The following is a 21,731-nucleotide window of genomic DNA, read 5'->3' as shown; positions in this document are numbered from 1 at the left end:
GCGGGGAAAACTTGTCCAAAACGCCCGTTCGGGCCGGGCCTGTCGAAGCCCTGTACTTCCTTCCGCGCGAAGAAAGAAACCGTCCTTCGACAGGCCCGCCCAAATGGCTTTTAGAAGCTGAGCCCCATCACGGTCTTCACGCCGGCCAGCGCGCGGACCCTGGCGATCAGCTCCGGCGTCACCGGCTCGTCGACCGAGAGCAGCAGCACTGCCTCGCCGCCGGCCGAACGGCGGCCGAGATGGAAGGTGCCGATGTTGACCCCCTGCTCGCCGAGCAGCGAGCCGAGCCGGCCGATGAAGCCCGGCGCATCCTCGTTGACGACATAGAGCATGTGGCCGACCAGATCTGCCTCGACCTTGATCCCGAACAGCTCCACCAGGCGCGGCGCGGCATCGCCGAACAGCGTGCCTGCGACCGAACGGTCGCCGGCGTCGGTCTTCACCGTCACGCGCAGCAGCGTGTGGTAATCGCCCTCGCGGTCGTGCCGCACCTCGCGCACGTCGATCCCGCGCTCCTTCGCCAGGAACGGGGCGTTGACCATGTTCACGGTGTCCGAATGGACCCGCATCAGGCCCGACAGCACGGCGCTGGTGATCGGCTTCTGGTTGAGCGCTGCCGCCGCGCCCTCGACCTCGATCGCGATCCCGGACAGGCCGCCATGCGCGAGCTGGCCGATCAGGCTGCCGAGCTTCTCGGCGAGTGCCATGTACGGCTTCAGCTTCGGCGCTTCCTCGGCCGACAGGCTCGGCAGGTTGAGCGCGTTGGTGACGCCGCCCGAGACGAGATAGTCCGCCATCTGCTCGGCGACCTGGATCGCGACATTGACCTGCGCTTCCGACGTGGAGGCGCCGAGATGCGGCGTGGAGACGAAATTGGGGGTGCCGAACAAGGGCGATTCGGTCGCCGGCTCGGTCACGAACACGTCGAGCGCGGCGCCGGCGATATGCCCCGAATCGAGGCCCGCCTTCAGCGCCACTTCGTCGATCAGCCCGCCGCGCGCGCAGTTGATGATGCGCACGCCCTTCTTGGTCTTCGCCAGATTCTCGGCGGAGAGGATGTTGCGGGTCTGCTCGGTCAGCGGCGTGTGCAGCGTGATGAAGTCGGCGCGGGCGAGCAGCTCGTCGATCGTCACCTTCTCGACGCCCATCTCGATCGCGCGTTCGGGGGTGAGGAAGGGATCATAGGCGATCACCTTCATCTTGAGGCCGAGCGCGCGGTCGGCGACGATCGAGCCGATATTGCCCGCGCCGATCAGGCCGAGCGTCTTCGAGGTCAGCTCGACGCCCATGAAGCGGTTCTTTTCCCACTTGCCGGCCTGAGTCGAGGCATCGGCCTCTGGCAGCTGGCGGGCGAGCGCGAACATCAGCGCGATGGCATGTTCGGCGGTGGTGATGGAGTTGCCGAACGGCGTGTTCATGACGACCACGCCCTGCGCGGAAGCAGCGGGGATATCGACATTGTCGACGCCGATGCCGGCGCGGCCGACGACCTTCAGGTTCGTGGCGTGGGCCAGGATATCCTTGGTCACCTTGGTCGAGCTGCGGATCGCCAGGCCGTCATATTGGCCGATGATCGCCTTCAGTTCGTCGGGCGTCTTGCCGGTGATCTCGTCGACTTCGACGCCGCGCTCGCGGAAGATCTGCGCGGCTTTGGGATCCATTTTGTCGGAAATGAGGACTTTTGGCATGGGATTGCCTTTCAATGAGCGCGCTCCGGTTCGGGCGCGGGAGTCTGGGAAGGGCGTCCCCGCTGCGGCGGGGACGCAGAGGGGTCAGGCCGAGACGGTGACCGAGGCGTAGGCCCAGTCGAGCCAGGGGCCGAGCGCCGCGATATCGGCGGTGTCGACGGTCGCGCCGCACCAGATGCGCAGGCCCGCCGGGGCATCGCGGTAACCCGCAATGTCATAGGCGGCATGCTCGGCTTCGAGCAGGCCGGCGAGCTTCTTGATCAGCGCCTCGTCGGCGCCCTCGACCGTCAGGCAAACGCTGGTCTTCGAGCGCGAGGCCTCGTCCAGCGCGAGATGGCCGAGCCATGGGCGATCCGCCACGATCTTGTCGAGCGCGGCGGCATTGGCGTCGCTGCGCGCGATAAGGCCTTGCAGTCCGCCCAGGCCCTTCGCCCATTCGAGCGCGAAGATCGCATCCTCGACCGCGAGCATCGACGGGGTGTTGATCGTCTCGCCCTTGAACACGCCCTCGGTCAGCTTGCCCTTGGAGACGAGGCGGAACACCTTCGGCAGCGGCCATTTCGGCGTGTAGCTTTCCAGCCGCTCGACCGCGCGAGGGCCGAGGATCAGGACACCGTGGCCGCCTTCGCCGCCCAGCACCTTCTGCCAGGAGAAGGTGGCGACATCGATCTTGTCCCACGGAATGTCATAAGCGAACACCGCGCTGGTCGCGTCGGCGAAGCTCAGGCCTTCGCGGTCGTCGGGGATCCAGTCGCCATTCGGCACGCGCACGCCCGAAGTGGTGCCGTTCCAGGTGAACAGCACGTCGTTCGACCAGTCGACCTGGGTGAGGTCGGGAAGCTGACCGTAATCGGCGCGGAGGATGGTCGGATCGAGCTCGAGCTGCTTGACCGCGTCGGTCACCCAGCCTTCGCCGAAGCTTTCCCAGGCGAGCGCGGTGACGGGCTTGGCGCCCAGCATCGTCCACATCGCCATCTCGAACGCGCCGGTGTCGGAACCGGGGACGATGCCGATGCGGTGCGTGTCGGGCAGCTGGAGCATCTCGCGCATCAGGTCGATCGCGTATTGCAGACGCGTCTTGCCGAGCTTCGAGCGGTGCGACCGGCCGAGCACTTCAGTCTGGAGCTTTTCGGGGGTCCAGCCCGGCGGCTTGGCGCAGGGACCGGAAGAAAAATAGGGACGCGTCGGCTTCGTCGCCGGAGGCGCAGGTAACTCAGTCATGTAGTCTCTCCTTACAGAGAGCACGCGCGGCGTTGGGACCGCGTGGCCCGTCGACGGCCCTAGCGATGTGGGCGCGCGCGTCAATGCGTTTTCCGCTGCGATGCGGCGAAACGAACGCACGGCCCGTGGCGATCGGGCAACGGCGCGGCGTGTCGGACCGCTGCGTCATTGCCTTATCCCGGACGGGCAGCCATCCTGTGGGACGCCGATGTTGGGGTGCTTGTGATGCGTGCTGTAGAAGTCCGGACGGACCGTGGAACCGGGCGCGCAAAGGGCCTCTCCATCGTGGCGCTGGCATTGGCGCTTGCCGCGTGCGGTCGCGGTGACGATCGGCCGCCGCCGCCGCGTCCGGTGGGCAGCAAGCCGGTGACGCTCAACCTGCCGACCTCGCGCGAGACTCAGGCGTGCTTTGCCGACCTGTCGCGCGAGACGGTGCGCTTCAGCCCGCTGCCCGACCGGGATTATGGCGGCGGCTGCCAGCAGATCGGCGCGGTGCAGCTGATCGACATCGGCGTGCCGGTGACCAACCTGAAGGGCATGCGCTGCGGCCTCGCCCGCACCTTCATCGGCTGGACCCGGTACGCGGTAGCACCGGCCGCGCGGCAGATCCTGGGCAGCGACCTGGTGCGGATCGAGAGCATGGGCACCTATGCCTGCCGCAACGTGGTGGGTTCACCCGCCAACGCCAGCCGCCTGTCGGGCCACGCCATCGCCAACGCCGTCGACGTCTCCGGCTTCGTGCTGCAGGACGGGCGGCGCATCACCCTGCTCGGCGGCTGGCGCTCGACCGACCCGCGCGTGCGCGAATTCCTCGAGGTGATCCACAAATCGGCGTGCAAGCGCTTCGGCACGGTGCTGAGCCCGGACTATAATGCCGCGCACGCCAATCATTTCCACCTGGAGGACGACAAAGCGCGCTTCTGCCGCTGATCTTCATCTTGGCGGCGTTTTCCGCTAGGGCCTGATCAAATGACAGATACCCATGTACCGTCGCGGGTCTTCCCGCGCGCCCGCCAGGATGCCGAGACCGCCAACGCCGGGATCAGCACGCCGCAGACCGAGAACCCGGCCTATCGCCTCGCCTTTCAGGATATGGATTTCCTGCTGCGCGAGGATCTCCGCCCGGTCCGTTTCCAGCTGGAACTGCTCAAGCCCGAGCTGATCCTGGAGGAAGCGAACATCGCCTCCACCTTCGTGATGTACGGATCGGCGCGCATCCCCGAGCCGGCCAAGGCCAAGGCGCTGCTCGAGCTGGCACAGGGCGAGGACGCCATTCGCATCGCCGAGAGCCTGGTCGCCAAATCCAGATATTACGACGTCGCCTATGAGCTCGCCCAGCTCGCCAGCGCCTTTCCGCGCGACGAGGCCGGCAAGCGGCATTTCGTGGTGTGCTCGGGCGGCGGCCCATCGATCATGGAAGCGGCGAATCGCGGCGCGGCGGAGGCCGGGCACGAATCGATCGGGCTCAACATCGTCCTGCCGCACGAACAGGCGCCGAACCCCTATGTGACGCCCTCGCTCAGCATGCAGTTCCACTATTTCGCGCTGCGCAAGATGCACTTCCTGCTCCACGCGCGCGCGCTGGCAGCGTTTCCGGGCGGCTTCGGCACGTTCGACGAGCTGTTCGAGCTGCTGACGCTGATCCAGACCGGCAAGATCAAGCCGATCCCGGTGCTGCTGTTCGGCCGCGCCTTCTGGAACCGGGTGGTGAATTTCGACGCGCTGGTCGAGGAAGGCGTGATCTCGGCCCGCGACCTCGACATCTTCACCTTCGTCGAGACGGCCGAGGAGGCCTGGGCGGTGGTGAAGGATTTCTACCGCGACGATACGGTGGAGTGAGGGCGGGGAGTGAATCGGGCGGGATAGTCCCGCTCCGACACTCGTTCGGGGCTCCTGACATCCGTTCGGGCTGAGCTCGTCGAAGCCCTGTTCTTCTCTTCCGTGGAAGAAAGAACGGCCCTTCGACAAGCTCAGGGCGAACGGAGTTTGGTGTCCCTATTCCGTACGCGCGCGTTACTTCTTCCGCTCGGCCTGAACCGCTGCGTTGGGATCGACCGAGGGCGCGCCCGGGGCGGGGGTGGCGGCTTCGGAAAGGTTCGCCGCGCCGGTAACGTTGACTTCGGCCGGGGCGGCCGCGTTGGCGTCGGCGCCAGCCTCCGGGGCAGCGCCTGCAGCAGGGGCTGCGGGGAGCGGCAGGTTCGAGCCCTGCGCGTTCAGATAGACGATGATGTTGGCGCGGTCCTGCGCATTGCCGAGGCCGGCAAAGGTCATCTTGGTGCCGGGGGCGAAGGCGCGCGGGCTGGTCAGCCAATGGTCCATCGCGTCGAAGTCCCACTTGCCGCCCTTGGCCTTCAGTGCATCGGAGAAGGCGAAGCCGCCCTTGCCGGTGGCGACGGCTTCACCCATCGTCGCATAGAGATTCGGGCCGATGCCGTTCGGGCCGCCCTGGTTGATCGTGTGGCACGCGGCGCACTTCTTGAAGACCTCGGCGCCCTTGGCCGGATCGGCCGACGCGAGCAGAGTCGCGATCGGCACGGCAGCGGCGGCACCGCCTTCACCCTCGGCAGCGACGCCCTCGATCGGGTAGCCCTGCTTCTCCGAATGCCCGGGCTGGAACAGCATCCCGCCCACGATCGAAAGCCCCAGCGCCACGCCGCATGCGCCGAGCACCCAGCCCGCGATCGTGTTCGTGCGATTGTCCATGCCAAATTGCCCCTGTCGGAAAGTCGGCTCCCTTTAGATTCGGCAGCGGGCTACCGCAAGCCGCGCCGCACGCTTTGGCTGCAACCACGCTTGTGCGCGTGAGGACAGGCCGGTAAGCGCGCGCTTCCGATGGAAAACTTTGCAGCCCCCGCGCGCCCGATCGTGGCGCGAATGATCGCGGAAGCCGCCGCGCATCCCGACCGCGCCGTCGCCTTCCAGGGCGCGCCCGGCGCCAATTCCCACATCGCCGCGCTGCAGGCCTTTCCGGACTGCCTGCCTTTGCCCTGTTTCGATTTCGCCGACGCGATCGACGCGGTGCGCGACGGCAAGGCCGACTGCGCCGTCATCCCCATTGAGAATTCGCTGCACGGCCGCGTCGCCGACATGCATTTCCTGCTGCCCGAATCGGGCCTGACGATCACCGGCGAGCATTTCCTGCCGATTCACTATGCGCTGATGGGCACCGGCCCGATCGAGGGCGTGCGCGAGGCGACGAGCCATCCCCAGGCGCTCGGCCAGTGCCGCCACTGGCTGCGCGAGCGCGGGATCAAGCCGGTCGCCTATCCCGATACCGCTGGCGCCGCCGCGCTGGTGGCGGAGATCGGCGATCCGGCCGTCGCCGCGCTGGCCCCGCCGATGGCCGCGCCGATCTATGGCCTGACGGTGCTGGCCGACGGCATCGCCGATGCCGATCATAATACCACGCGCTTCCTGGTGCTGGCGCGCGCCGGCCATGCCCCGATTGGCGACGGGCCGTTCATGACGACGCTGATCTTCGAAGTGAAGAACGTGCCCGCCGCACTCTACAAGGCAATGGGCGGCTTCGCGACCAACGGCGTCAACATGACCAAGCTGGAAAGCTATCAGCGCGGCGGCACCTTTGCGGCGACCGAATTCTACGCCGATGTAGAAGGCAAGCCGGGCGACCCGCGGCTGGATAACGCGATCGCCGAGCTCGGCTTCCATTCGAAATGGGTGCGGGTGCTGGGGACGTACCGGCAGGCCCGCGCGCGGGGCTAGGTTTCGTTCTATTGCAGGGTTCGGTTGGCTGGAGTTACCTCTCCGTTCGCCCTGAGATCGTCGAAGGGCCGTTCTTCCTTCTGCGGAAGAGAATAACAAGGATTGGCCTGCGGCCCGACAAGCTCAGCCCGAACGGGCCGTTAGGTTCACCGCTTGCCCGCCCGATCCTCCGAGCCCCGCTTAACGTCTGGCGCAAACGGGTCCCTCGGGATCTTGTCGGAACGGCCCGTCTCCCGGGCACCCGTCGTCGGCCTGGCCTTGTAGATGGCGACACAGCGGCGCAGCTCGGCGACGGCCGCGCCGCTCCCGTCCAGGCTCAGCTGCTCGACCGGCACGTCGCCGCGAAAGATGTGGAGTTTTTCGGATGTGGCGAAATAGGTGATGAATTTGGGTTCGAAGTTCGTGACGAAGCCTCTCTTCTCGCCGGACGCCATGCCGACCACGGGCTGGCCGGGATAACCGCCGTTGGACAGTCGAAAGGTGAGTTTCTGACGGTCCTTCGGCTTGATCGACCAGTTCTCGTTCAGCACCGACAGATGATTGCCGCCATCGATATCGAGGCCGAGCAGGAGGGTGGTTTCCCCGGCGCCGCCATAGGTCCTGGTCAGGAAGCAGCCTTTTTGATCCGTGCTCGCGGCCACTTTCCAGGGGCCGATATCGTGCATCGTATAATCCTGGGCGGAGGCAGCAGCGCTCCCGAACAGGCCGGTGACAAGAGCGAACGGCAGGAATGCGCGGACGGTGGTCCGACGCCGAAGATGGACTGATTCACGCATCCGACACCCGATTCTCCACGGCGACCTTACGCCGGTCGCCACCGCCACCAACGCACCGCAGGACGGAAGTTTCGCCGCGGATGGGACGAATGGTCGCTTCGCGGCGAATCGGCAACCGAGCTGAACGACGGAAGTGGGCCTATAGCCGTCTTTTAGAGTGAGATGACATCGCGTGGAATCGGCTTCTCTCCGTTCGTTTCGAGCGAAGTCGAGAAACCGCCAAGCAGCCCTCCACCAATGTTTCTCGACTTCGCTCGAAACGAACGGATCTAGCTAAGTCATCCCGCCCTAAACCCGTCACCCCGGCCTTGTGCCGGGGTCCACGCCTCCGCCAGCGCGATCCTTGAGCTTCCAGCGGCTCTCGCGGTTGACAGTGGACCCCGGCACAAGGCCGGGGTGACGGAGTCGTCTTGGCGTTTGTCGTCGAGCGACCGCTACGGGAGCTTCGCCATCCGTCGTCGACCGCCCCGCCTCAACGCTTCGCCGGCCGCACCACCACCACCGCGTCGACGATCTCGACATCCGCGCCGATCGGCGCGGTCGTTCCATTGAGCATCACGTAAAGCCGGCCCGGCACGCGCTCGCCCGCCCGGAAGGCGGTGCTTTCGCGCTGATAGCGCTCCATCGTCGCGGTCGACCAGCGCGCGACATAGGCCTGGCGCACCGGCACGCCGTGATTCACCGCGCGCCACGCAATCTCCTGGAACCGGCCGAGATCGCGCGTCACGTCCGGCGCGTCGAAACTGATATCGCGGGAGGAAGCGATCAGTGTGTCCCAGCGCGGATCCCGCGTGAAATTATTCAGCGGCACTCGCATCTCGCCATAATGATAGGCCCGGATGCTGTTCATCATCCCGGAAATGTCGATCAGTTGCACGAGGACCAGCGCGGCCAGCATCAGCTCGCTCAGCAGCGGCCTGAAGCGATAGACGGCGACGATCGCGGCAAACACCAGCACATAGCTGCACGGCCAGAACAGCCGGCCCGAGGCGCGCAGCGCGTCCGTGACCGGGTTGAGGAATGCGGGGAGCGGCACGCTCGCCACCGCGACGCCGGCAAATTCGAGCTCGTTGCTGAGCGCGATCAGCGTCAGCACCAGCAGCGCCGGCAGCAGCCACAGGAGCCGGCGCCAGAGATCGCCCTCGGCCGCTCGGGGCTTCGCCGTCAGGCCGGCCGCCAGCCCCACCACCGCAAGGATCAGCAAGCCGACGCCAAGATACTGGAACCCCTCATAGGGGCGCAGGCCGCTCGGCGGGGTCACCGGCAGGAACATCGAAAACCCCGGGAAATTCGGGTTCCACAGGCCATCGAGCGACATCGCGAACTTGCCGTAGCCGTAAGGCCGCATGAAGTCCCCGCCGGCGCCGAGCATCACGCCGATGCCGCCGCTCGCCGCCAGGATCAGCGCAGCGCCCAGCAGCAACCGCCCACGCTCCCGCCAATCAGGCGCGGCGAAGAACCGCTCGAGCATCGCGCTGCCCCAGATCGCCGCGACCATCACGAACAGATAGCTGTGGATCAGCACCGCCACGATCATCACGGCGGCCCAGGCCAGCAGCTTGCCCGCGCGCCGCGCATCGACGAACAGCCACAGCGCCCAGAGGATCAGCCAGTGCGCCATCAGGTTCACATGGACGTAGCGGTTGAACAGGCTGGGCAGCAGGGTCAGCAGCAGCACCCCCGCCCAGAGCGGAATCACCGCGGGCGCATAGGGCCGCAACAGCTTCCAGCTGAAGAAGACGTGCAGGAACAGGCACAGCAGCATCCACGGGCCGACATATTGCGCGTCCCCCGGCAGCAGCGGCGAGACCACCCACAGCAGGAGCCCCAGCAGCGGATTGCTGTCCGTGAACAACAGCGAGACGCCCTCCGGCGCGTTGAGCAGCGGCGTGTGCCACGGCCCATCGGCGTGATGCAGAAAGGCATGCATGCCCAGCGCATTCTCGCCATTGTCCCCGCCGCGCAGCACCCAGCCGAGCTGAGTCGGATCGAGCATCGCCGGATGATAGGCCCAAAGGAACAGCAGGATCGCGATGAGGGCCATCGGCAGCAAGGGCAGGCCGGCGCGCAGCAGGCCGATACCGTGGCGAAGGCGCGGATGCGTGGTCAGCTGCCTGGTCCTCAAGAACGGCTATTGGCGATGCGCCACCGGCGTTTGCACTGGTCAGCCGCGGTCGTCGCGCTGTGGCGAGGCGGGGGATTTTTGGCAAGGGCGAAGGGGGTTATGCCGCCTCTTCCGCGCCATCACGCATTCCCCGAATCGAAGCTGCGGTTCTCGCGGCAATGCCACAGGCGCAGGATGAAGATGGTCGCGGTCGCGATCTCGTAGCGCATCTCATAGTCGCCGACGATGATCCGCCGGACCTCGCGCGGTTGATAGGCTTCCAGCTTCTCGCCGATCCTCGGATAGTCGAGCAGCCGATTAGGCGCACGGGCGAGCTGCCGGACGACCCGCGCCGCCGCTTCGGGTGCGACCGGATTGAGATGCTCATGCAGGCGCACAAGGTCCGACGACGCCTTGCGGGTCCACTGGATCTTCATTTGACCGGCGACGGCAGCGGCTTGTCCGTTCCGAGGCTGTCGGCCCATGCCAGCATGGCCTGATGGTCGATTACCCGGCCCGCATCGACATCCGCCAGGGCTTCCAGCGTCATCCGGTGGCGTTCCTCCTCTTGATCGACCCAGGCGGCGAGCGCCTGTTTCATCACCCAGCCGCGAGAACGTTCGAGCCGCGCCGCCATCGCTTCGACCTTTTCCGCGAGGGCCAGGGGGACATGCGCGGTCAACACTTTCGTCTCGGTAGCCATGTTAATCACCCGCTATCAGTTCGATTAAAATATAATCGAAAAGCGGGTTATAATCAAATTGAGCAGAAGGATTGGGCGCCTTCTTCGGCACCGCCACGATCGCTTTCTCGCAGCCATGCCATCAGCTAACTGCGCCTGAACCGCTCTCCCTCGTACGTGCGGACTGCGTTGCCGCGCTCCAGTTCGCGGTTCTGGTTCCAAAGCGCCCGCTTGCCTCCGGCTTCGTCCAGGCGCCGCCGGTCGTCGAGCAGTATTGCCAGCTTGAGCCGAGCGATCTTCTTGTTGGCAAATTGCGACCGTTGATCCTGCGACAGGGTAGTGAGGCCGGTGGGCAGATGGGTTGCGCGAACTGCGCTGTCGGTCTTGTTGACATGCTGTCCGCCCGGCCCTGAAGCGCGGAGCGTCTGATAACGAATGTCCTCGTCGCGCAAGTCGGGCCTCTCCGCATCCGCCCGAACGCGTTGCACCCCGACAAACCAGTTGCGGCGCTTGTGCAGCGGACGGAACCTGCTTTTGCCCACCCAACGGATGGTGCCGATATAAGCCGCGACGAACGCCTCGGCCTCGGCTCCCGATATTCGCAGCAACGCCGACGTCACGGGACCCTCTATCGGCTCGACTGGTTCGCATTCCAGCCCCGCCATTGCACCTTCACGGCAAAGAGCATGGGCCAATTCAGCAACCACCCATTCGCATTCTTTCGGGCCCTGCCCGGACGATAGATGCAGGATGATTTCGGTCATGCGCGCCTCGTCTTGTAAGTGAGGAGCGGTCGGAGCGTCGCGATCAAGTCGATCAGCCCGGCCTGTTGGAGATCGCGTACGACCTGGTGGATATCCTTGTATGCCTGTGGCGCCTCCTCATAAATCAGGTCGCGGTCCTCGCAGATAACCCGGCTACCGAGTTTGGTGCGCTCCAGTTCCGCAATACTGAAGCGCCGGACGAGCTTGTCCTTCGCCTCGCGGCGACTCCATTTGCGACCCGCGCCATGTGCCAGCGAATGCAGTGCCTCGTCCGCCCGCTCCAGCCGGGGACGGACCAGATACGTCATGTCCCCGCGTGACCCGGGGATCACCACCAGCCCCTTGTCCGCCGGTGCCGCGCCCTTGCGGTGCAACCAGCCGTCGCGAAGTGGGGTGACGCTGTTGTGACAGATGTCGAGCATCCGTTCGCCGATGGTGCCAAGCCGATCGAGGAAGCGTTCGGCGATCAGTTCGCGGTTGAGGACAGCCCAAGCCATGGCATCGTCGTGCGCGGACAGATAGCGTGCACACGCCGCTTCGCCGGCGATCAAACCGTCGACATTGTGCCGAGCCAGATGCCGCTCGAGGATTGCCTGGCCCAGCCCGCGCGAACCGCTGTGAACCATCAGGTAAAGCGCCGCCGGATCGACTTCTGCATCTCCGTACAGCGTATCGACCCGCAGCAGTTCGGCGAAATGGTTGCCGCCGCCGATCGTGCCGAGCGCTGCACCCGCCAAGTCGGGAGACAGTCGGGCCTCGGCGAGACGGGCGGCATGATCGCCCGGCCAAGGCTCTTCCAGCCCGAACAGCTTGCGTTCGGCCACGTCTACCCGAAACTTGCGCAGCGGCATGGCGGCGCGCCACAGGCCCATCCCGCAGCCGATGTCGCTGCCGACAAGGTGCGGATAGACATGGCTGGGTGACCAGAATGCCGCACCCACCGCGATACCGCGGCCGGCGTGCAGGTCCGGCAGCCCTACGATGCGACTGATGCCTTCGAGTCTTGCAGTCTGGTGGAGTTGGTCCACAGCCGCCTGCTCGATCCAGCTTTCGGGCGAGGCAACCACATGGATGCGTGCATCAGTCATCGTGCGGCATCCTTCCACCCGAGGTGGCGTTTGCCGGGCGCGACAATCTGCCCCTGATCGCGCCAGAACCAGACACGATCTTTCAGCACCCCGTCACCGGGATCGACATAGAATTCACGGCCCCGGCAATTGCGCCGGTCGGGACGCAGAACATGCCCCTCGCGCAGCAATTCGCCGTGCCGTCCGCGCGAGATGCCGAACAGCACGAAATCGCGCAGATGCTGGCGGACATGCATCTTCACGGTGCTGCCGGTGTCGAGATGCTCGCAGATTTCACTGAACACATCGTCCCAGCGCCGGCCCACCCGCCGCTGGATAAAGCGGACGAGTGGCGCAAGATTCTCGTTGAGCGATTTCGTGTACGCAGCCTGCTCCCTGGCGTGCCGCTTGAGACCGATTTGCTTGAACTCGTTCCTGTCCTTCTTCAGTTTCACGGGAGGCGCATGGCCGGCGCCCCAGCGGGGACGCTCGACAATGACCTTGAACATGTCAGCACGCATGGCGAACCTCCTGCAAAGCGGAAGCGCCAATTGGCAGACCGAAGATATTGAAAAGTGGCGCGGCCAAATGGCCACGCAAAAGGGTCAGGCGACCGCAGTCACCCGCAAGGGACTTGCCCATGTCATGTGTTCCTGAACTCGGGAATGGGGAGTGATGTCGGGTGCGGTCGCGGTTCGCATTTGCTCACTCCTTTCCTTGGTTCGAGAAACAGTGCGGCGGGCTCTATGCCAACTGAGCGCCGCGATCAATGGTCCAGCACAATGCCAGCTCTATCCAGCACGGTCTGGTTGCTCACCCGCCCCGAAGGCGACGATGCCATTGCCGACCTCCGCCTAGGCACCGGCTGAAATGTCGATCGCGATCTTTCCGACGCCATCGCCCCGTTTCAGCGCCGCATACGCCGCATTGGCCCCATCGAGCGTGAACCGGCGCGGATCGACAAGCGGTAGGAGCTTGCCGGCCTCGACCAGCAGCCGGGCCTGTTCGAGGATCTCGCCATGGTGCTCGCGGCCCTCGCCCTCGATCAGCGGCGTCAGCGTGAAGACGCCGGAATAGGTGCCGCCCTTGAACGATAAAGGCGCGAGCGGATGCGTGCCCCATCCCAGGGATGAGGTGACATGGCCGAACCGGGCGACCGCGGCGAAGGCGGTATCGAGCGCGCCCACCGTGTCATAGACGATGTCGAAGCCGCGTCCGCCCGTCAGGTCCCTCACAGCGTCCGCGACCGGCGCGTTCCGATCGATGAAGTGGGCGCCGAGGCGCTCGATGACGGACCGGCTCTCCGGATTGCCGGTGGCATGGACGTCCGCGCCGAAGGCAAGGCCAAGCTGGACGACGACATGGCCGACGCCGCCCGCACCCCCGATCACCAGCAGGCTCTGCCCGGCCCTGACGCCGACTCGGTCGACCAATCCTTCCCACGCAGTGATCGTCACCAGCGGCAGGACCGCGGCCTCGCGCATGGTGAGATTGGCCGGTTTGGTCGCGAGCAGCCGTTCGTCGGCGCTCACATAGTCGGCGAGGGTGCCGGGGTTGCCGCCGACCCCGCCGACCATGGGAGAAAAGGGGACACTATACTAATTATGCCGCGCAATACTGTGTTGGCATCAAAGAAGAAAAAGGGCCACTATACTAATTACAGCCCTGAAAAACCGCGGCCATCCTGGCTCCGTGGCTAAGAAAAATCAGGGTAGCGCCCCGATCTATGCGCAGTGTCCCAGCGACCCTTTGCTCACGCGCCGCGAAAGCGCCGGTCAATCTCATTGCCGACCTCCGCCTAAGCCCCGGCTGAAACATCGATCGCGATTTTCCCAACGCCATCGCCCTGTTTCAGCGCCGCATAGGCCGCATTGACCTCATCGAGCGTGAACCGGCGCGGGTCGACGAGCGGTAGGAGCTTGCCGGCCTCGACCAGCAGCCGGGCCTGTTCGAGGATCTCGCCATGATGCTCGCGGCCCTCGCCCTCGATCAGCGGCGTCAGCGTGAAGACGCCGGAATAGGTGCCGCCCTTGAACGATAAAGGCGCGAGCGGATGCGTGCCCCATCCCAGGGATGAGGTGACATGGCCGAACCGGGCGACCGCGGCGAAGGCGATATCGAGCGCGCCGACCGTGTCATAGACGATGTCGAAGCCGCGTCCGCCCGTCAGGTCCCTCACAGCGTCCGCGACCGGCGCGTTCCGATCGATGAAGTGGGCGCCGAGGCGCTCGATGACGGACCGGCTCTCCGGACTGCCGGTGGCATGGACGTCCGCGCCGAAGGCAAGGCCAAGCTGGACGACGACATGGCCGACGCCGCCCGCACCCCCGATCACCAGCAGGCTCTGCCCGGCCCTGACGCCGACTCGGTCGACCAATCCTTCCCACGCAGTGATCGTCACCAGCGGCAGGACCGCGGCCTCGCGCATGGTGAGATTGGCCGGCTTGGTCGCGAGCAGCCGTTCGTCGGCGCTCACATAGTCGGCGAGGGTGCCGGGGTTGCCGCCGACCCCGCCGACCATGCCATAGACGTCGTCACCGACACGAAAGCGCGTTACGCCCGATCCGACGGCCTCGACCGTACCGGCCATGTCCAACCCGAGGATGGCCGGTGCCGGCTGCCTGGCATGCGCGGCTTCGCCGGCCTGGATCTTGGCGTCGAGCGGGTTCGTGCCGGCTGCGGCGATGCGGACCAGCACCTCGCCCGTCCCCGGTGTGGGACGGGCGACGGAAACAAGCCACAGTGGCGACCTCACTTCCTGGAGAATGGCGGCCTTCATGAATGCGGTCATCGGAACCTCCTGTCTGGTGGCGCCTACATGGCTCCTTGTGGGATGCATGGAAATTATCGATACTGAATGTGATCCATTCAAATATGAATGGGTCCAAGCGTGGCCGGTTTAAGGATTTCAGGAACGCAGCAATGGAATGGAGCGACCTGAGGATTTTCCTCGCGATCGCACGCGCGGGCACACTTGGCGCGGCCGGCCGCCGGCTTGGCCTGTCGCAGCCCACCATGGGGCGACGGCTGTCGGCGCTCGAAGCTTCGGTGAACCAGACTCTGTTCCAGCGCACGTCCGAGGGTTTCGTCCTTACGCATGAAGGCACGGCCGTGCTCGCCCATGCCGAGCGGATGGAGGAAGAGGCGCTCGCCTTCGAGCGGCGTCTGGCCGGTACGCAGGCGCAGCTCGACGGTTTCCTGAGACTGTCGTCCTCCGACTGGTTCGGCCGGCTGATGCTGGCGCCCGTGCTGGCCGAATTCGGTCTTCTCCATCCGCAGGTCAGCATCGAACTCCTGACCGACGCGCGGCTTTACAGCCTGCCCCGGCGCGAGGCCGACCTGGTCTTTCGCATCCGCCCTTTCGACGAGCCGGAGGTCATCTCCCGTCGCCTCGTGCACATAGCCTATGCGCTCTACGGCCCGCTGGACGGCCCCGCGACGATCGACGGCGATGGGGAGGGGATCAGGGTCGTCACGATGGATACGGCCTTTGCCGACATGCCGGATGCGCGGTGGCTGGCGCGCACGCTGCCCAAGGCGCAGATCGCCATGCGGAGCAACAACCGGGACGTGCAGGCGGTGCTCTGCGCACAGGGAGCTGGCCTCGCCGTCCTCCCCCGGCCGCTCGGCGACGCCATGCCGGGCCTCCGGCGGATCGACATCGGCGCGCCGCCACCCGGGCGGGACACCTATGTCGGCTATCACCGGGACTTGCGCCGTCTCGCCAGGCTGCGCGCCCTGCTCGATCTCGTGATCGCGCGCCTGGCCTCGGCACCGAGCCAGGCCAGAACATGACTGGCTGGCGTCGGACGACCCGGAACCTTCCACGATATCTGCGTGCCGGCGACATCCCAACTGAATTTTAGGCATGATAAATCAATTACTTACTAGAAATCCGACTCTGAAAAAATGTCATAACCAGCATGACGTTTTCGCCCCCAACCCCATCGATTCAAACCACCCGCCGCCCCCGCTATCCCCGTCCCATGATCTACAAACACGAATTCGCCGAAGAGGCGGGCGAGATGTGCCAGCTCGGCGCCACCGACGAGGAACTCGCCGAGCATTACGGGGTCAGCGTCCGCACCATCTATCGCTGGCGCCACACCTATGTGACATTCGCCGAGGCGATCGTCGCCGGCAAGAAGTTCGCCGATGATCGCGTCGAGCGGGCGCTGTATTCCCGCGCCGTGGGGTGCAGCGTTCAGCGCACCAAGGTGTTCAGGACGGCCGCCGATCCCGATCCGGTCTATGCGACCTATACGGATCATCTCCCGCCCGACACCCAGGCCGCTTTGCACTGGCTCCGCGTCCGCCAGCCGAAGAAATGGGGCGTGCGCAAGGAACCCTTCTCCAAGACCATAGAGGAAGCCTGGAACGATCCGGACTGGGACGAGGATAATTGGGACGATGACGAGTGGGACGAAGCCTTTATCCGCAGGATGTGCCAGACGCTGCGCGAGAGTGGGGAAAGGCGTTCCGCCCAGCAGTCACCCCAGCCGCCTTCCGCGTCGTCCGCACGCGTAGCTCCGCCCCCGCCCCCGCCCCCGCCCCCGCCGGCGCCCCCGCCGGCGCCCCCGCGCCCGAAAGCCGCCGCTCCGCAACCCGCCCCGGCCCGGCGCCCGCAGCCAGAAGCGGCGCGAGCGCCGTCCGGTGTCCATGCCAGCTCGGCTTCGCGCCCAACGCCTGCGTCAGGCGCAGCGCCGGCTATGGACGACGCCCCCGCGCCACCCCCGACAGGGGGCGCGCCGCATCCCGATCTGCAGATCTATCCAGAGCCGGCGAGGCTGGAGGAAGACCCGCCACACGATCCGCAACGGGATGATCCGCCGCCCCCGGCCACTGCCATGCCCCCGAAGGAGAGCCCGGCCGCGCCCTCACGAACGCCACCTCCACCGCCACCGGCTCCCGCTCCGCCGCCGCGCCCGCTGTTCGAGCTCTTTTCCCGCAACGGCGGCGGCTATGGCCCGCCCCGACCGCCGACGGCTGATCGCCCCTCCATCATTCGTTGAAGAAGCGCGCGGCCCTACAGCAAGTTTGGGAAGGAATGGGAGATTTTGGGAAGGAACGGGAAATCAGGCGTTCGCCCACTCGGTCAGCAGCGTGAATGCGATGGCGTAGGGCGGCGGCGGCAGGAACGGGCCGTCGCCCCCGGCCAGCACTTCGCGCACCACCTCCCGCGATACCCAGATCGCGTCTTCCAGCTCATGCCTGTCCAGCGTCAGCACATCGTCGGCAGCGGTGGCGGTGCAGGCGATCATCAGCGACGATGCGAACGGCCAGGGCTGGCTGGCGACGTAGCGGATGTTGGACACGCGCACGCCGGCTTCTTCCATGATCTCGCGCGCGACGGCGCCCTCGATCGATTCGCCGGCCTCCAGAAAGCCGGCCAGCGCCGAATAGCGGCCGGGGGGCCAGGCGGGCTGGCGGCCGAGCAGCGCGCGGCCGTCATGCTCGGCGATCATGATCACCACCGGATCGACGCGGGGAAAATGCTCCGCGTTGCAATTGGGGCAGCGCCGGCCCCAGCCGGCATGGAACGGGACGGTAGGCGTGGCGCAATTGGCGCAGAAGCGGTGGCGGGTATGCCAGTCGAGCACGCTGCGCGCCGCGGCATAGGTCGCGGCTTCGCCGGGGGCGAGCTGTTCGATCATGGCGAACAGGCGCATCGGCCGGCCCGCCGGGGGCTTCATGCCGGGCGTGAGCGCGGCGAAGCAGGGCTTGCCCTCGTCGAGGCCGAGCAGGATCAGTTCGGACCCCTCCGGCACGTCAGCCATGGTCGTCCAGACCAGCCGGCCGTCGGCGTCCACCTCGGGCTCGTAATTGTCGAGCACGAGCAGGCGGGCGCGCCAGTCCGCGATGGCGGCGGCGAGCAAATCGGGATTCTGGCGCAGCGGATCGGCACGGTCGAGCAGACCGCCGGTGAAACCGGGCTGATGCATGGTGGAAAAACTCACTGGTGGTGGGTGAGATCGGCTAGCAGCGCGGCGACGGTCTGCTCGCGCACCGGCCATTGCTCGGACGGGAAATAATTGACCATGATCGTCCCGCGCATGTGCCGCGCCGGATCGACCCAGCCGGTGGTCCCCGCTGCCCCGCCCCAGCCATAAGTGCCCTTGCGCGCGCCGCCCGGCTGGTCCTCCAGCGTGACCGATCCGCCCGCGCCATAGCCGCTCTTCACCGCGAGCGGTTCGCCCGACGGCCGGGTGCCATAGGTAACGCCCGGCGGCAGCAGGTTGGACATCATCAGCGCTGCGGTTGCCGGCTTGAGCACGCGCTTGCCGTCGAGCGCGCCGCCATCCTGCAGCGTGTGGAGGAAGCGATCATAATCGCGCGCCGACATCACCAGCCCGGCGCCGCCATAGGGAAAGCTGGGCGGGGAGAGCCATACCGATGTCGCGGCCGGATCGATCGGCAGGCGCGCCTTCCGGTCGATCTTCGACACGTCGATCGGCCTGCCGCCGGCCAACTGCTGCATCGCCTCGCGCTGGAAGATGTAATTGGTGGCGAAGCGCCCGACTTCGCTGCGCGGGACCGTCCAGTAACTGGACTTCATGTCGAGCGGATCGAAGATGCGGCGCTGGACGAACGCATCGAAGCTGGTGCCGGAGGCAACTTCGATCACCCGGCCCATCACGTCGAGCCCGATCGAATAGCTCCATTTCGTGCCGGGATCGGCGATCAGCGGCGCTTCGGCGACTCGGTCGGCAAAGGCTGCGAGCGTTGCTGGCCGGGTGCGGCGCGCAGCCGCTTCGAGCGGGGCGCTGATCGCGCCGGGATTGAGCCCGAGCCGGTTATATTCGCCGAGCAGCGGCCCCTTGGTGATGATGCTGTAGCCGAGGCCGGCGGTGTGGGTCAGCAGGTTGCGGATCGTGATCGGCCGCGCGGCGGGGCGGGTCTCGAGCGAATCGGGGCTGATCTGGACGCGCATCGTGCGGAACGCCGGGATGAAATCGCTGACCGGCTGGTCGAGGCTCATCTTGCCCTCCTCGATCAGGATCATCGCTGCCATCGCGGTGACCGGCTTGGTCATCGAATAGACGCGCCACAGGCTGTCCGGTCCGGCCGGGGCGGCGGCGGGATCATCGGAGATGCGGCCGGCGCTGACGAAGATGGTCGGCTGATCGCGATAGCCGAAGGCGCCGACGATGCCGGGCAGCTTGTGTTCCGCCACATAGGAGTCGAACAGCGCGCGTGTCGAGGCGAGCGTCGCCGGCAGCGTCACGTCGGGAGCGGGGAGGGTCCGCGGGGCGGGCGCTGCCTGGGGTGCTGCCGCGAAGGCGAAGGCGCCGCCGGCCAGCAAGGCAATCAGCACGCCGCCGGATATCACTGCCCGAACCTTCATTCCGCTCTCCTGATCGCGGCCGCCGCTTTCGCGAAGACCGTCGGCAACCCGGCCGAATCGACCTCGGCCACCGGCCACCATTCGCCCATATTATGGGCCGCGCCCGAATGCGCCTCGGCCGGCGCGACCGCAAGCGCGAGTTCGAGGCGGAAATGCGTGAAGACATGCGCGACCGTGTCGCCAAGCAGCCGCCAGCCGGTAGGGAAGGGCGGATCGGCCAGCCCGGGCGGCGCATCCGCCCAGGGCCCGGTCGGCAAGGCGCGCATGCCGCCGAGCAGGCCCTTGGGCGGGCGACGGACGAGCAGGACGCGGCCTTCGCGCTCGGCCCAGAAGATCGTGCCGTAGCGTTGCGGCTTGGCGACGCGGGTGGCCTTGACCGGCCAGGCCTCGGGATTGCCCAGCGCATAGGCGCGGCAGGTCGGCGCGAGCGGGCAGATCAGGCAGCGCGGGGCGCGCGGCGTACAGATCGCCGAGCCCAGATCCATCATGGCCTGGGCGAAATCCCCGGCGCGGGCGGCGGGGGTGATCGAATCGGTCGCGGCGCGCACCGCCGGCATGCCGCCGGGCAGCGGCGCGGCGATCGCGAACAGCCGGGCGACGACTCGGGCGACATTGGCATCGACCACCACCGCGCGCTCGCCGAACGCGATCGCGGCGATGGCGGCGGCGGTATAGGCGCCCACGCCCGGCAGATCGCGCAGGCCCTGTTCTGTCCCGGGGAAGTGTCCGCCGCTGGCGACGACGGCGCGGGCGCAGGCGATCAGGTTGCGGGCGCGGGCATAATAGCCGAGCCCCGCCCAGGCGGCCATCAGCGTCGCATCGTCGGCCCGCGCGAGCGACTCGACGTCGGGCCAGCGCGCGACGAACTCTTCGAATCGGGGGCGGACGCTGGCGACGGTGGTCTGCTGCAGCATGATCTCGGACAGCCAGACGCGGTAGGGATCGGGCGCCGGGCCGCCGGGCGGGCTGCGCCACGGCAGGGCGCGGGCGTTGCGATCATACCAGTCGAGCAGCCTGGCGGCGGGCGAAGCGGCGGCGCTATCCGATGGGAGCTTGGCGGGCACGCCGTCGCTATGGCATGGACGGGATAATGAGCAAGCGTGGTGTCCCGGCCCCCAAGCCCGAAGCGACGGCCGAGAAGCCGCGGGGCGGTCGTGCGCGCGCGGTTTCCGAGCTGTTGCCCGATATCGGCCGCGCGTCGTTCCGCAAGTTCGGCTTCGTGCAGAGCGCGATCGTCAGCCGCTGGCCGGAGATCGTCGGCAGCCGCTATGCCGGCGTGTCGGCGCCCGAATCGATCAAGTTCCCGCATGGCCAGCGCACCGACGGCACGCTCAACCTGGTGGTGCGTGGCGCGCATGCGACGATGATGCAGCATATCGCGCCGGAGATCGTAGAGCGGGTTAACCGCTTCTTCGGCTATGGCGCGATCGCGCGGGTGCAGATCCGCCAGGGCGAAGTCGCCGCGCCGCGCGTGCGCGCCGCGCCGCCGTCGCTGAAGCCGGTCCCGGTCGATCTCGGCGCGAGCCTGCGCACGATCGCCGATCCGGAACTGAAGGCCGTGCTCGAGGCGCTGGCCGCCGGCGTCGCCGCGTCGCGCGGCCCGCCGGTGATCGGGCAGCCCGAGGAATGAACGCCAAACGATTCAATCGCGGAGGAACGATGCGCTATCTGCTTGCCCTGGTGGCGCTTTTCGCCGGCCTTGGATCCTTTGCCGCGGCGCAGGGCCAGCGCGACTGGACCGCGACGGTCACCAGGGCGCCGAACGGCAGCTATGTCCTCGGCAATCCCAGGGCGAAGGTGAAGCTGGTCGAATATATCAGCTATACCTGCCCGCATTGTGCGCATTTCATCGCCGAGTCGGCGGTCGGGCTGCGCGGGCGGCTGGTACGGTCCGGCTCGACCAGCGTCGAGCTGCGCAACGCCGTGCGCGACAAGCTCGATCTGGCGGCAGCGTTGCTCGCGCGGTGCAGCGGGCCGACGCGGTTCTTCGGTACGACCGATGCGATCATGGCGGCCCAGAACGACTGGCTGGAGCGGGGCGGCCAGTACGAGGCCGTCAACGGTGCGCGCATGGCGACGTATCCGCAGCCGGCGCAGCTGCGCGCGCTGGCCGACGGATCGGGCCTGAGTGCGCTGGTGCGCGGGCGCGGCATGACCGATGCCGCGATCGAAGCCTGTCTCGCCAACGAAGCCGAGGTCGCGGTGGTGGTGAAGAACACCAGCGCGTCCTGGGCGAAGATCCACGGCACGCCCGCCTTCGAGGTGAACGGCAAGACGATCGACACCACTGAGTGGGTCGAGCTGGAGAAGAGTCTCCGCGCGGCCGGCGCCAGATAATAGTTTCAACACGGAGAGACCCGA

General features: G+C 66.8%; 23 protein-coding genes. 8 read left to right on the top strand and 15 right to left on the bottom strand.

The genetic code is table 11. The annotated features are described in order from the left end of the window. Nucleotides 1-110: 110 nt before the first annotated feature. Together serA and U1769_RS03465 are read right to left on the bottom strand one after the other, a co-directional pair. Nucleotides 111-1,688, bottom strand: a complete 1,578-nt coding sequence (gene serA / locus U1769_RS03470; protein WP_332711965.1) for a phosphoglycerate dehydrogenase — start codon at nt 1,686-1,688, stop codon at nt 111-113. 84 nt (nt 1,689-1,772) lie between these two features. Further along, the gene (locus U1769_RS03465; protein ID WP_332711962.1) at nt 1,773-2,909 is read right to left on the bottom strand and encodes a phosphoserine transaminase; all 1,137 of its coding nucleotides are present in this window, start codon (nt 2,907-2,909) and stop codon (nt 1,773-1,775) included. Between the two features lie 225 nt (nt 2,910-3,134). On the opposite strand from U1769_RS03465, the gene U1769_RS03460 reads away from it, so the two are divergent. Together U1769_RS03460 and U1769_RS03455 are read left to right on the top strand one after the other, a co-directional pair. Next, nucleotides 3,135-3,839, top strand: a complete 705-nt coding sequence (locus U1769_RS03460) for an extensin family protein (RefSeq protein ID WP_332711960.1) — start codon at nt 3,135-3,137, stop codon at nt 3,837-3,839. A 39-nt stretch (nt 3,840-3,878) separates the two neighbouring features. Further along, nucleotides 3,879-4,748: an LOG family protein gene (locus U1769_RS03455; RefSeq protein ID WP_332711957.1), complete on the top strand. Its 870-nt coding sequence runs from the start codon at nt 3,879-3,881 to the stop codon at nt 4,746-4,748. A gap of 174 nt (nt 4,749-4,922) precedes the next feature. Here U1769_RS03455 and U1769_RS03450 read toward each other — a convergent pair whose 3' ends face one another. Next, a complete protein-coding gene (locus U1769_RS03450; RefSeq protein ID WP_332711954.1) occupies nt 4,923-5,612 on the bottom strand; it encodes a c-type cytochrome in 690 nt (229 codons plus the stop codon). A 129-nt stretch (nt 5,613-5,741) separates the two neighbouring features. On the opposite strand from U1769_RS03450, the gene U1769_RS03445 reads away from it, so the two are divergent. Beyond that, complete coding sequence (locus U1769_RS03445) at nt 5,742-6,632, top strand: prephenate dehydratase (RefSeq protein ID WP_332711951.1); 891 nt, start codon at nt 5,742-5,744, stop codon at nt 6,630-6,632. A 146-nt stretch (nt 6,633-6,778) separates the two neighbouring features. Here the strand turns inward: U1769_RS03445 and U1769_RS03440 are convergent, their stop codons facing one another. From U1769_RS03440 to U1769_RS03410, 7 genes are all read right to left on the bottom strand, one after another. After that, entirely contained in the window at nt 6,779-7,408 is a 630-nt protein-coding gene (locus U1769_RS03440) for a hypothetical protein (protein WP_332711948.1), read from the bottom strand. Nucleotides 7,409-7,880: 472 nt separating this feature from the next. Continuing rightward, nucleotides 7,881-9,533 carry a DUF6311 domain-containing protein gene (locus U1769_RS03435; RefSeq protein ID WP_332711946.1) on the bottom strand — a complete coding sequence of 551 codons (1,653 nt, stop codon included), beginning with the start codon at nt 9,531-9,533 and terminating at the stop codon, nt 7,881-7,883. A gap of 119 nt (nt 9,534-9,652) precedes the next feature. Continuing rightward, nucleotides 9,653-9,949, bottom strand: coding sequence for a type II toxin-antitoxin system RelE/ParE family toxin (locus U1769_RS03430; RefSeq protein WP_332711944.1), 297 nt, complete (start codon nt 9,947-9,949; stop codon nt 9,653-9,655). Beyond that, the gene (locus U1769_RS03425) at nt 9,946-10,215 is read right to left on the bottom strand and encodes a CopG family ribbon-helix-helix protein (RefSeq protein ID WP_332711941.1); all 270 of its coding nucleotides are present in this window, start codon (nt 10,213-10,215) and stop codon (nt 9,946-9,948) included. The genes U1769_RS03430 and U1769_RS03425 overlap by 4 nt, the downstream gene beginning before the upstream one ends. A gap of 125 nt (nt 10,216-10,340) precedes the next feature. Next, nucleotides 10,341-10,958 (bottom strand): peptide chain release factor H, encoded by a 618-nt coding sequence (gene prfH / locus U1769_RS03420; RefSeq protein ID WP_332711939.1) that lies wholly within the window; start codon nt 10,956-10,958, stop codon nt 10,341-10,343. Then, nucleotides 10,955-12,046 carry an RNA ligase RtcB family protein gene (locus U1769_RS03415; protein WP_332711937.1) on the bottom strand — a complete coding sequence of 364 codons (1,092 nt, stop codon included), beginning with the start codon at nt 12,044-12,046 and terminating at the stop codon, nt 10,955-10,957. The genes prfH and U1769_RS03415 overlap by 4 nt, the downstream gene beginning before the upstream one ends. Then, a complete protein-coding gene (locus U1769_RS03410) occupies nt 12,043-12,546 on the bottom strand; it encodes a hypothetical protein (RefSeq protein ID WP_332711934.1) in 504 nt (167 codons plus the stop codon). Before U1769_RS03410 ends, U1769_RS03415 begins: the two co-directional genes overlap by 4 nt. On the opposite strand from U1769_RS03410, the gene U1769_RS03405 reads away from it, so the two are divergent. Further along, a complete protein-coding gene (locus tag U1769_RS03405) occupies nt 12,545-12,682 on the top strand; it encodes a hypothetical protein (protein WP_332711931.1) in 138 nt (45 codons plus the stop codon). The genes U1769_RS03410 and U1769_RS03405 overlap by 2 nt on opposite strands. Before the next feature lie 197 nt (nt 12,683-12,879). Here U1769_RS03405 and U1769_RS03400 read toward each other — a convergent pair whose 3' ends face one another. Both U1769_RS03400 and U1769_RS03395 read right to left on the bottom strand, forming a co-directional pair. After that, complete coding sequence (locus U1769_RS03400; RefSeq protein ID WP_332711929.1) at nt 12,880-13,602, bottom strand: zinc-binding dehydrogenase; 723 nt, start codon at nt 13,600-13,602, stop codon at nt 12,880-12,882. A gap of 221 nt (nt 13,603-13,823) precedes the next feature. Next, entirely contained in the window at nt 13,824-14,816 is a 993-nt protein-coding gene (locus U1769_RS03395) for an alcohol dehydrogenase catalytic domain-containing protein (protein ID WP_332711926.1), read from the bottom strand. Between the two features lie 131 nt (nt 14,817-14,947). Here U1769_RS03395 and U1769_RS03390 point away from each other — a divergent pair, with 131 nt between their 5' ends. Both U1769_RS03390 and U1769_RS03385 read left to right on the top strand, forming a co-directional pair. Beyond that, nucleotides 14,948-15,820 (top strand): LysR family transcriptional regulator, encoded by an 873-nt coding sequence (locus U1769_RS03390; RefSeq protein ID WP_332711923.1) that lies wholly within the window; start codon nt 14,948-14,950, stop codon nt 15,818-15,820. Nucleotides 15,821-16,011: 191 nt separating this feature from the next. Further along, entirely contained in the window at nt 16,012-17,037 is a 1,026-nt protein-coding gene (locus tag U1769_RS03385; protein ID WP_332711921.1) for a helix-turn-helix domain-containing protein, read from the top strand. Between the two features lie 63 nt (nt 17,038-17,100). On the opposite strand, the gene nudC is transcribed toward U1769_RS03385, so the two are convergent. From nudC to U1769_RS03370, 3 genes are read right to left on the bottom strand one after another with little or no spacing between them, the layout of a single operon-like run. Beyond that, the gene (nudC, locus tag U1769_RS03380) at nt 17,101-17,967 is read right to left on the bottom strand and encodes an NAD(+) diphosphatase (protein WP_332713640.1); all 867 of its coding nucleotides are present in this window, start codon (nt 17,965-17,967) and stop codon (nt 17,101-17,103) included. Between the two features lie 11 nt (nt 17,968-17,978). Next, nucleotides 17,979-19,370, bottom strand: coding sequence for a serine hydrolase domain-containing protein (locus U1769_RS03375; RefSeq protein WP_332711918.1), 1,392 nt, complete (start codon nt 19,368-19,370; stop codon nt 17,979-17,981). Further along, nucleotides 19,367-20,383, bottom strand: a complete 1,017-nt coding sequence (locus U1769_RS03370; RefSeq protein WP_332713636.1) for an A/G-specific adenine glycosylase — start codon at nt 20,381-20,383, stop codon at nt 19,367-19,369. The genes U1769_RS03375 and U1769_RS03370 overlap by 4 nt, the downstream gene beginning before the upstream one ends. A gap of 65 nt (nt 20,384-20,448) precedes the next feature. Here U1769_RS03370 and U1769_RS03365 point away from each other — a divergent pair, with 65 nt between their 5' ends. Together U1769_RS03365 and U1769_RS03360 are read left to right on the top strand one after the other, a co-directional pair. After that, the gene (locus U1769_RS03365; protein ID WP_443030168.1) at nt 20,449-21,000 is read left to right on the top strand and encodes a DUF721 domain-containing protein; all 552 of its coding nucleotides are present in this window, start codon (nt 20,449-20,451) and stop codon (nt 20,998-21,000) included. Nucleotides 21,001-21,029: 29 nt separating this feature from the next. Further along, nucleotides 21,030-21,707, top strand: a complete 678-nt coding sequence (locus U1769_RS03360; RefSeq protein WP_332711912.1) for a thioredoxin domain-containing protein — start codon at nt 21,030-21,032, stop codon at nt 21,705-21,707. The last annotated feature ends 24 nt before the right edge of the window (nt 21,708-21,731 follow it).

This window comes from Parasphingomonas zepuensis (genome assembly GCF_036663735.1).
Classification (GTDB): Bacteria; Pseudomonadota; Alphaproteobacteria; order Sphingomonadales; family Sphingomonadaceae; genus Sphingomonas.
This window is presented reverse-complemented; position numbering and strand designations above follow the sequence as displayed.

Excerpts from the sequence above, each read along its gene's own strand:
- U1769_RS03395 (WP_332711926.1), bottom strand. The coding sequence starts at position 14,816 with ATGACCGCATTCATGAAGGCCGCCATTCTCCAGGAAGTGAGGTCGCCA.
- U1769_RS03445 (WP_332711951.1), top strand. The coding sequence starts at position 5,742 with ATGGAAAACTTTGCAGCCCCCGCGCGCCCGATCGTGGCGCGAATGATC.
- U1769_RS03455 (WP_332711957.1), top strand. The coding sequence starts at position 3,879 with ATGACAGATACCCATGTACCGTCGCGGGTCTTCCCGCGCGCCCGCCAG.
- U1769_RS03465 (WP_332711962.1), bottom strand. The coding sequence starts at position 2,909 with ATGACTGAGTTACCTGCGCCTCCGGCGACGAAGCCGACGCGTCCCTAT.
- U1769_RS03405 (WP_332711931.1), top strand. The coding sequence starts at position 12,545 with ATGGCGAACCTCCTGCAAAGCGGAAGCGCCAATTGGCAGACCGAAGAT.
- prfH (WP_332711939.1), bottom strand. The coding sequence starts at position 10,958 with ATGACCGAAATCATCCTGCATCTATCGTCCGGGCAGGGCCCGAAAGAA.
- U1769_RS03375 (WP_332711918.1), bottom strand. The coding sequence starts at position 19,370 with ATGAAGGTTCGGGCAGTGATATCCGGCGGCGTGCTGATTGCCTTGCTG.
- U1769_RS03410 (WP_332711934.1), bottom strand. The coding sequence starts at position 12,546 with ATGCGTGCTGACATGTTCAAGGTCATTGTCGAGCGTCCCCGCTGGGGC.
- U1769_RS03400 (WP_332711929.1), bottom strand. The coding sequence starts at position 13,602 with ATGGTCGGCGGGGTCGGCGGCAACCCCGGCACCCTCGCCGACTATGTG.
- U1769_RS03425 (WP_332711941.1), bottom strand. The coding sequence starts at position 10,215 with ATGGCTACCGAGACGAAAGTGTTGACCGCGCATGTCCCCCTGGCCCTC.
- U1769_RS03450 (WP_332711954.1), bottom strand. The coding sequence starts at position 5,612 with ATGGACAATCGCACGAACACGATCGCGGGCTGGGTGCTCGGCGCATGC.
- U1769_RS03365 (WP_443030168.1), top strand. The coding sequence starts at position 20,449 with ATGGACGGGATAATGAGCAAGCGTGGTGTCCCGGCCCCCAAGCCCGAA.
- U1769_RS03430 (WP_332711944.1), bottom strand. The coding sequence starts at position 9,949 with ATGAAGATCCAGTGGACCCGCAAGGCGTCGTCGGACCTTGTGCGCCTG.
- U1769_RS03360 (WP_332711912.1), top strand. The coding sequence starts at position 21,030 with ATGCGCTATCTGCTTGCCCTGGTGGCGCTTTTCGCCGGCCTTGGATCC.
- U1769_RS03385 (WP_332711921.1), top strand. The coding sequence starts at position 16,012 with ATGATCTACAAACACGAATTCGCCGAAGAGGCGGGCGAGATGTGCCAG.
- nudC (WP_332713640.1), bottom strand. The coding sequence starts at position 17,967 with ATGCATCAGCCCGGTTTCACCGGCGGTCTGCTCGACCGTGCCGATCCG.
- U1769_RS03415 (WP_332711937.1), bottom strand. The coding sequence starts at position 12,046 with ATGACTGATGCACGCATCCATGTGGTTGCCTCGCCCGAAAGCTGGATC.
- U1769_RS03460 (WP_332711960.1), top strand. The coding sequence starts at position 3,135 with ATGCGTGCTGTAGAAGTCCGGACGGACCGTGGAACCGGGCGCGCAAAG.
- U1769_RS03390 (WP_332711923.1), top strand. The coding sequence starts at position 14,948 with ATGGAATGGAGCGACCTGAGGATTTTCCTCGCGATCGCACGCGCGGGC.
- serA (WP_332711965.1), bottom strand. The coding sequence starts at position 1,688 with ATGCCAAAAGTCCTCATTTCCGACAAAATGGATCCCAAAGCCGCGCAG.
- U1769_RS03440 (WP_332711948.1), bottom strand. The coding sequence starts at position 7,408 with ATGCGTGAATCAGTCCATCTTCGGCGTCGGACCACCGTCCGCGCATTC.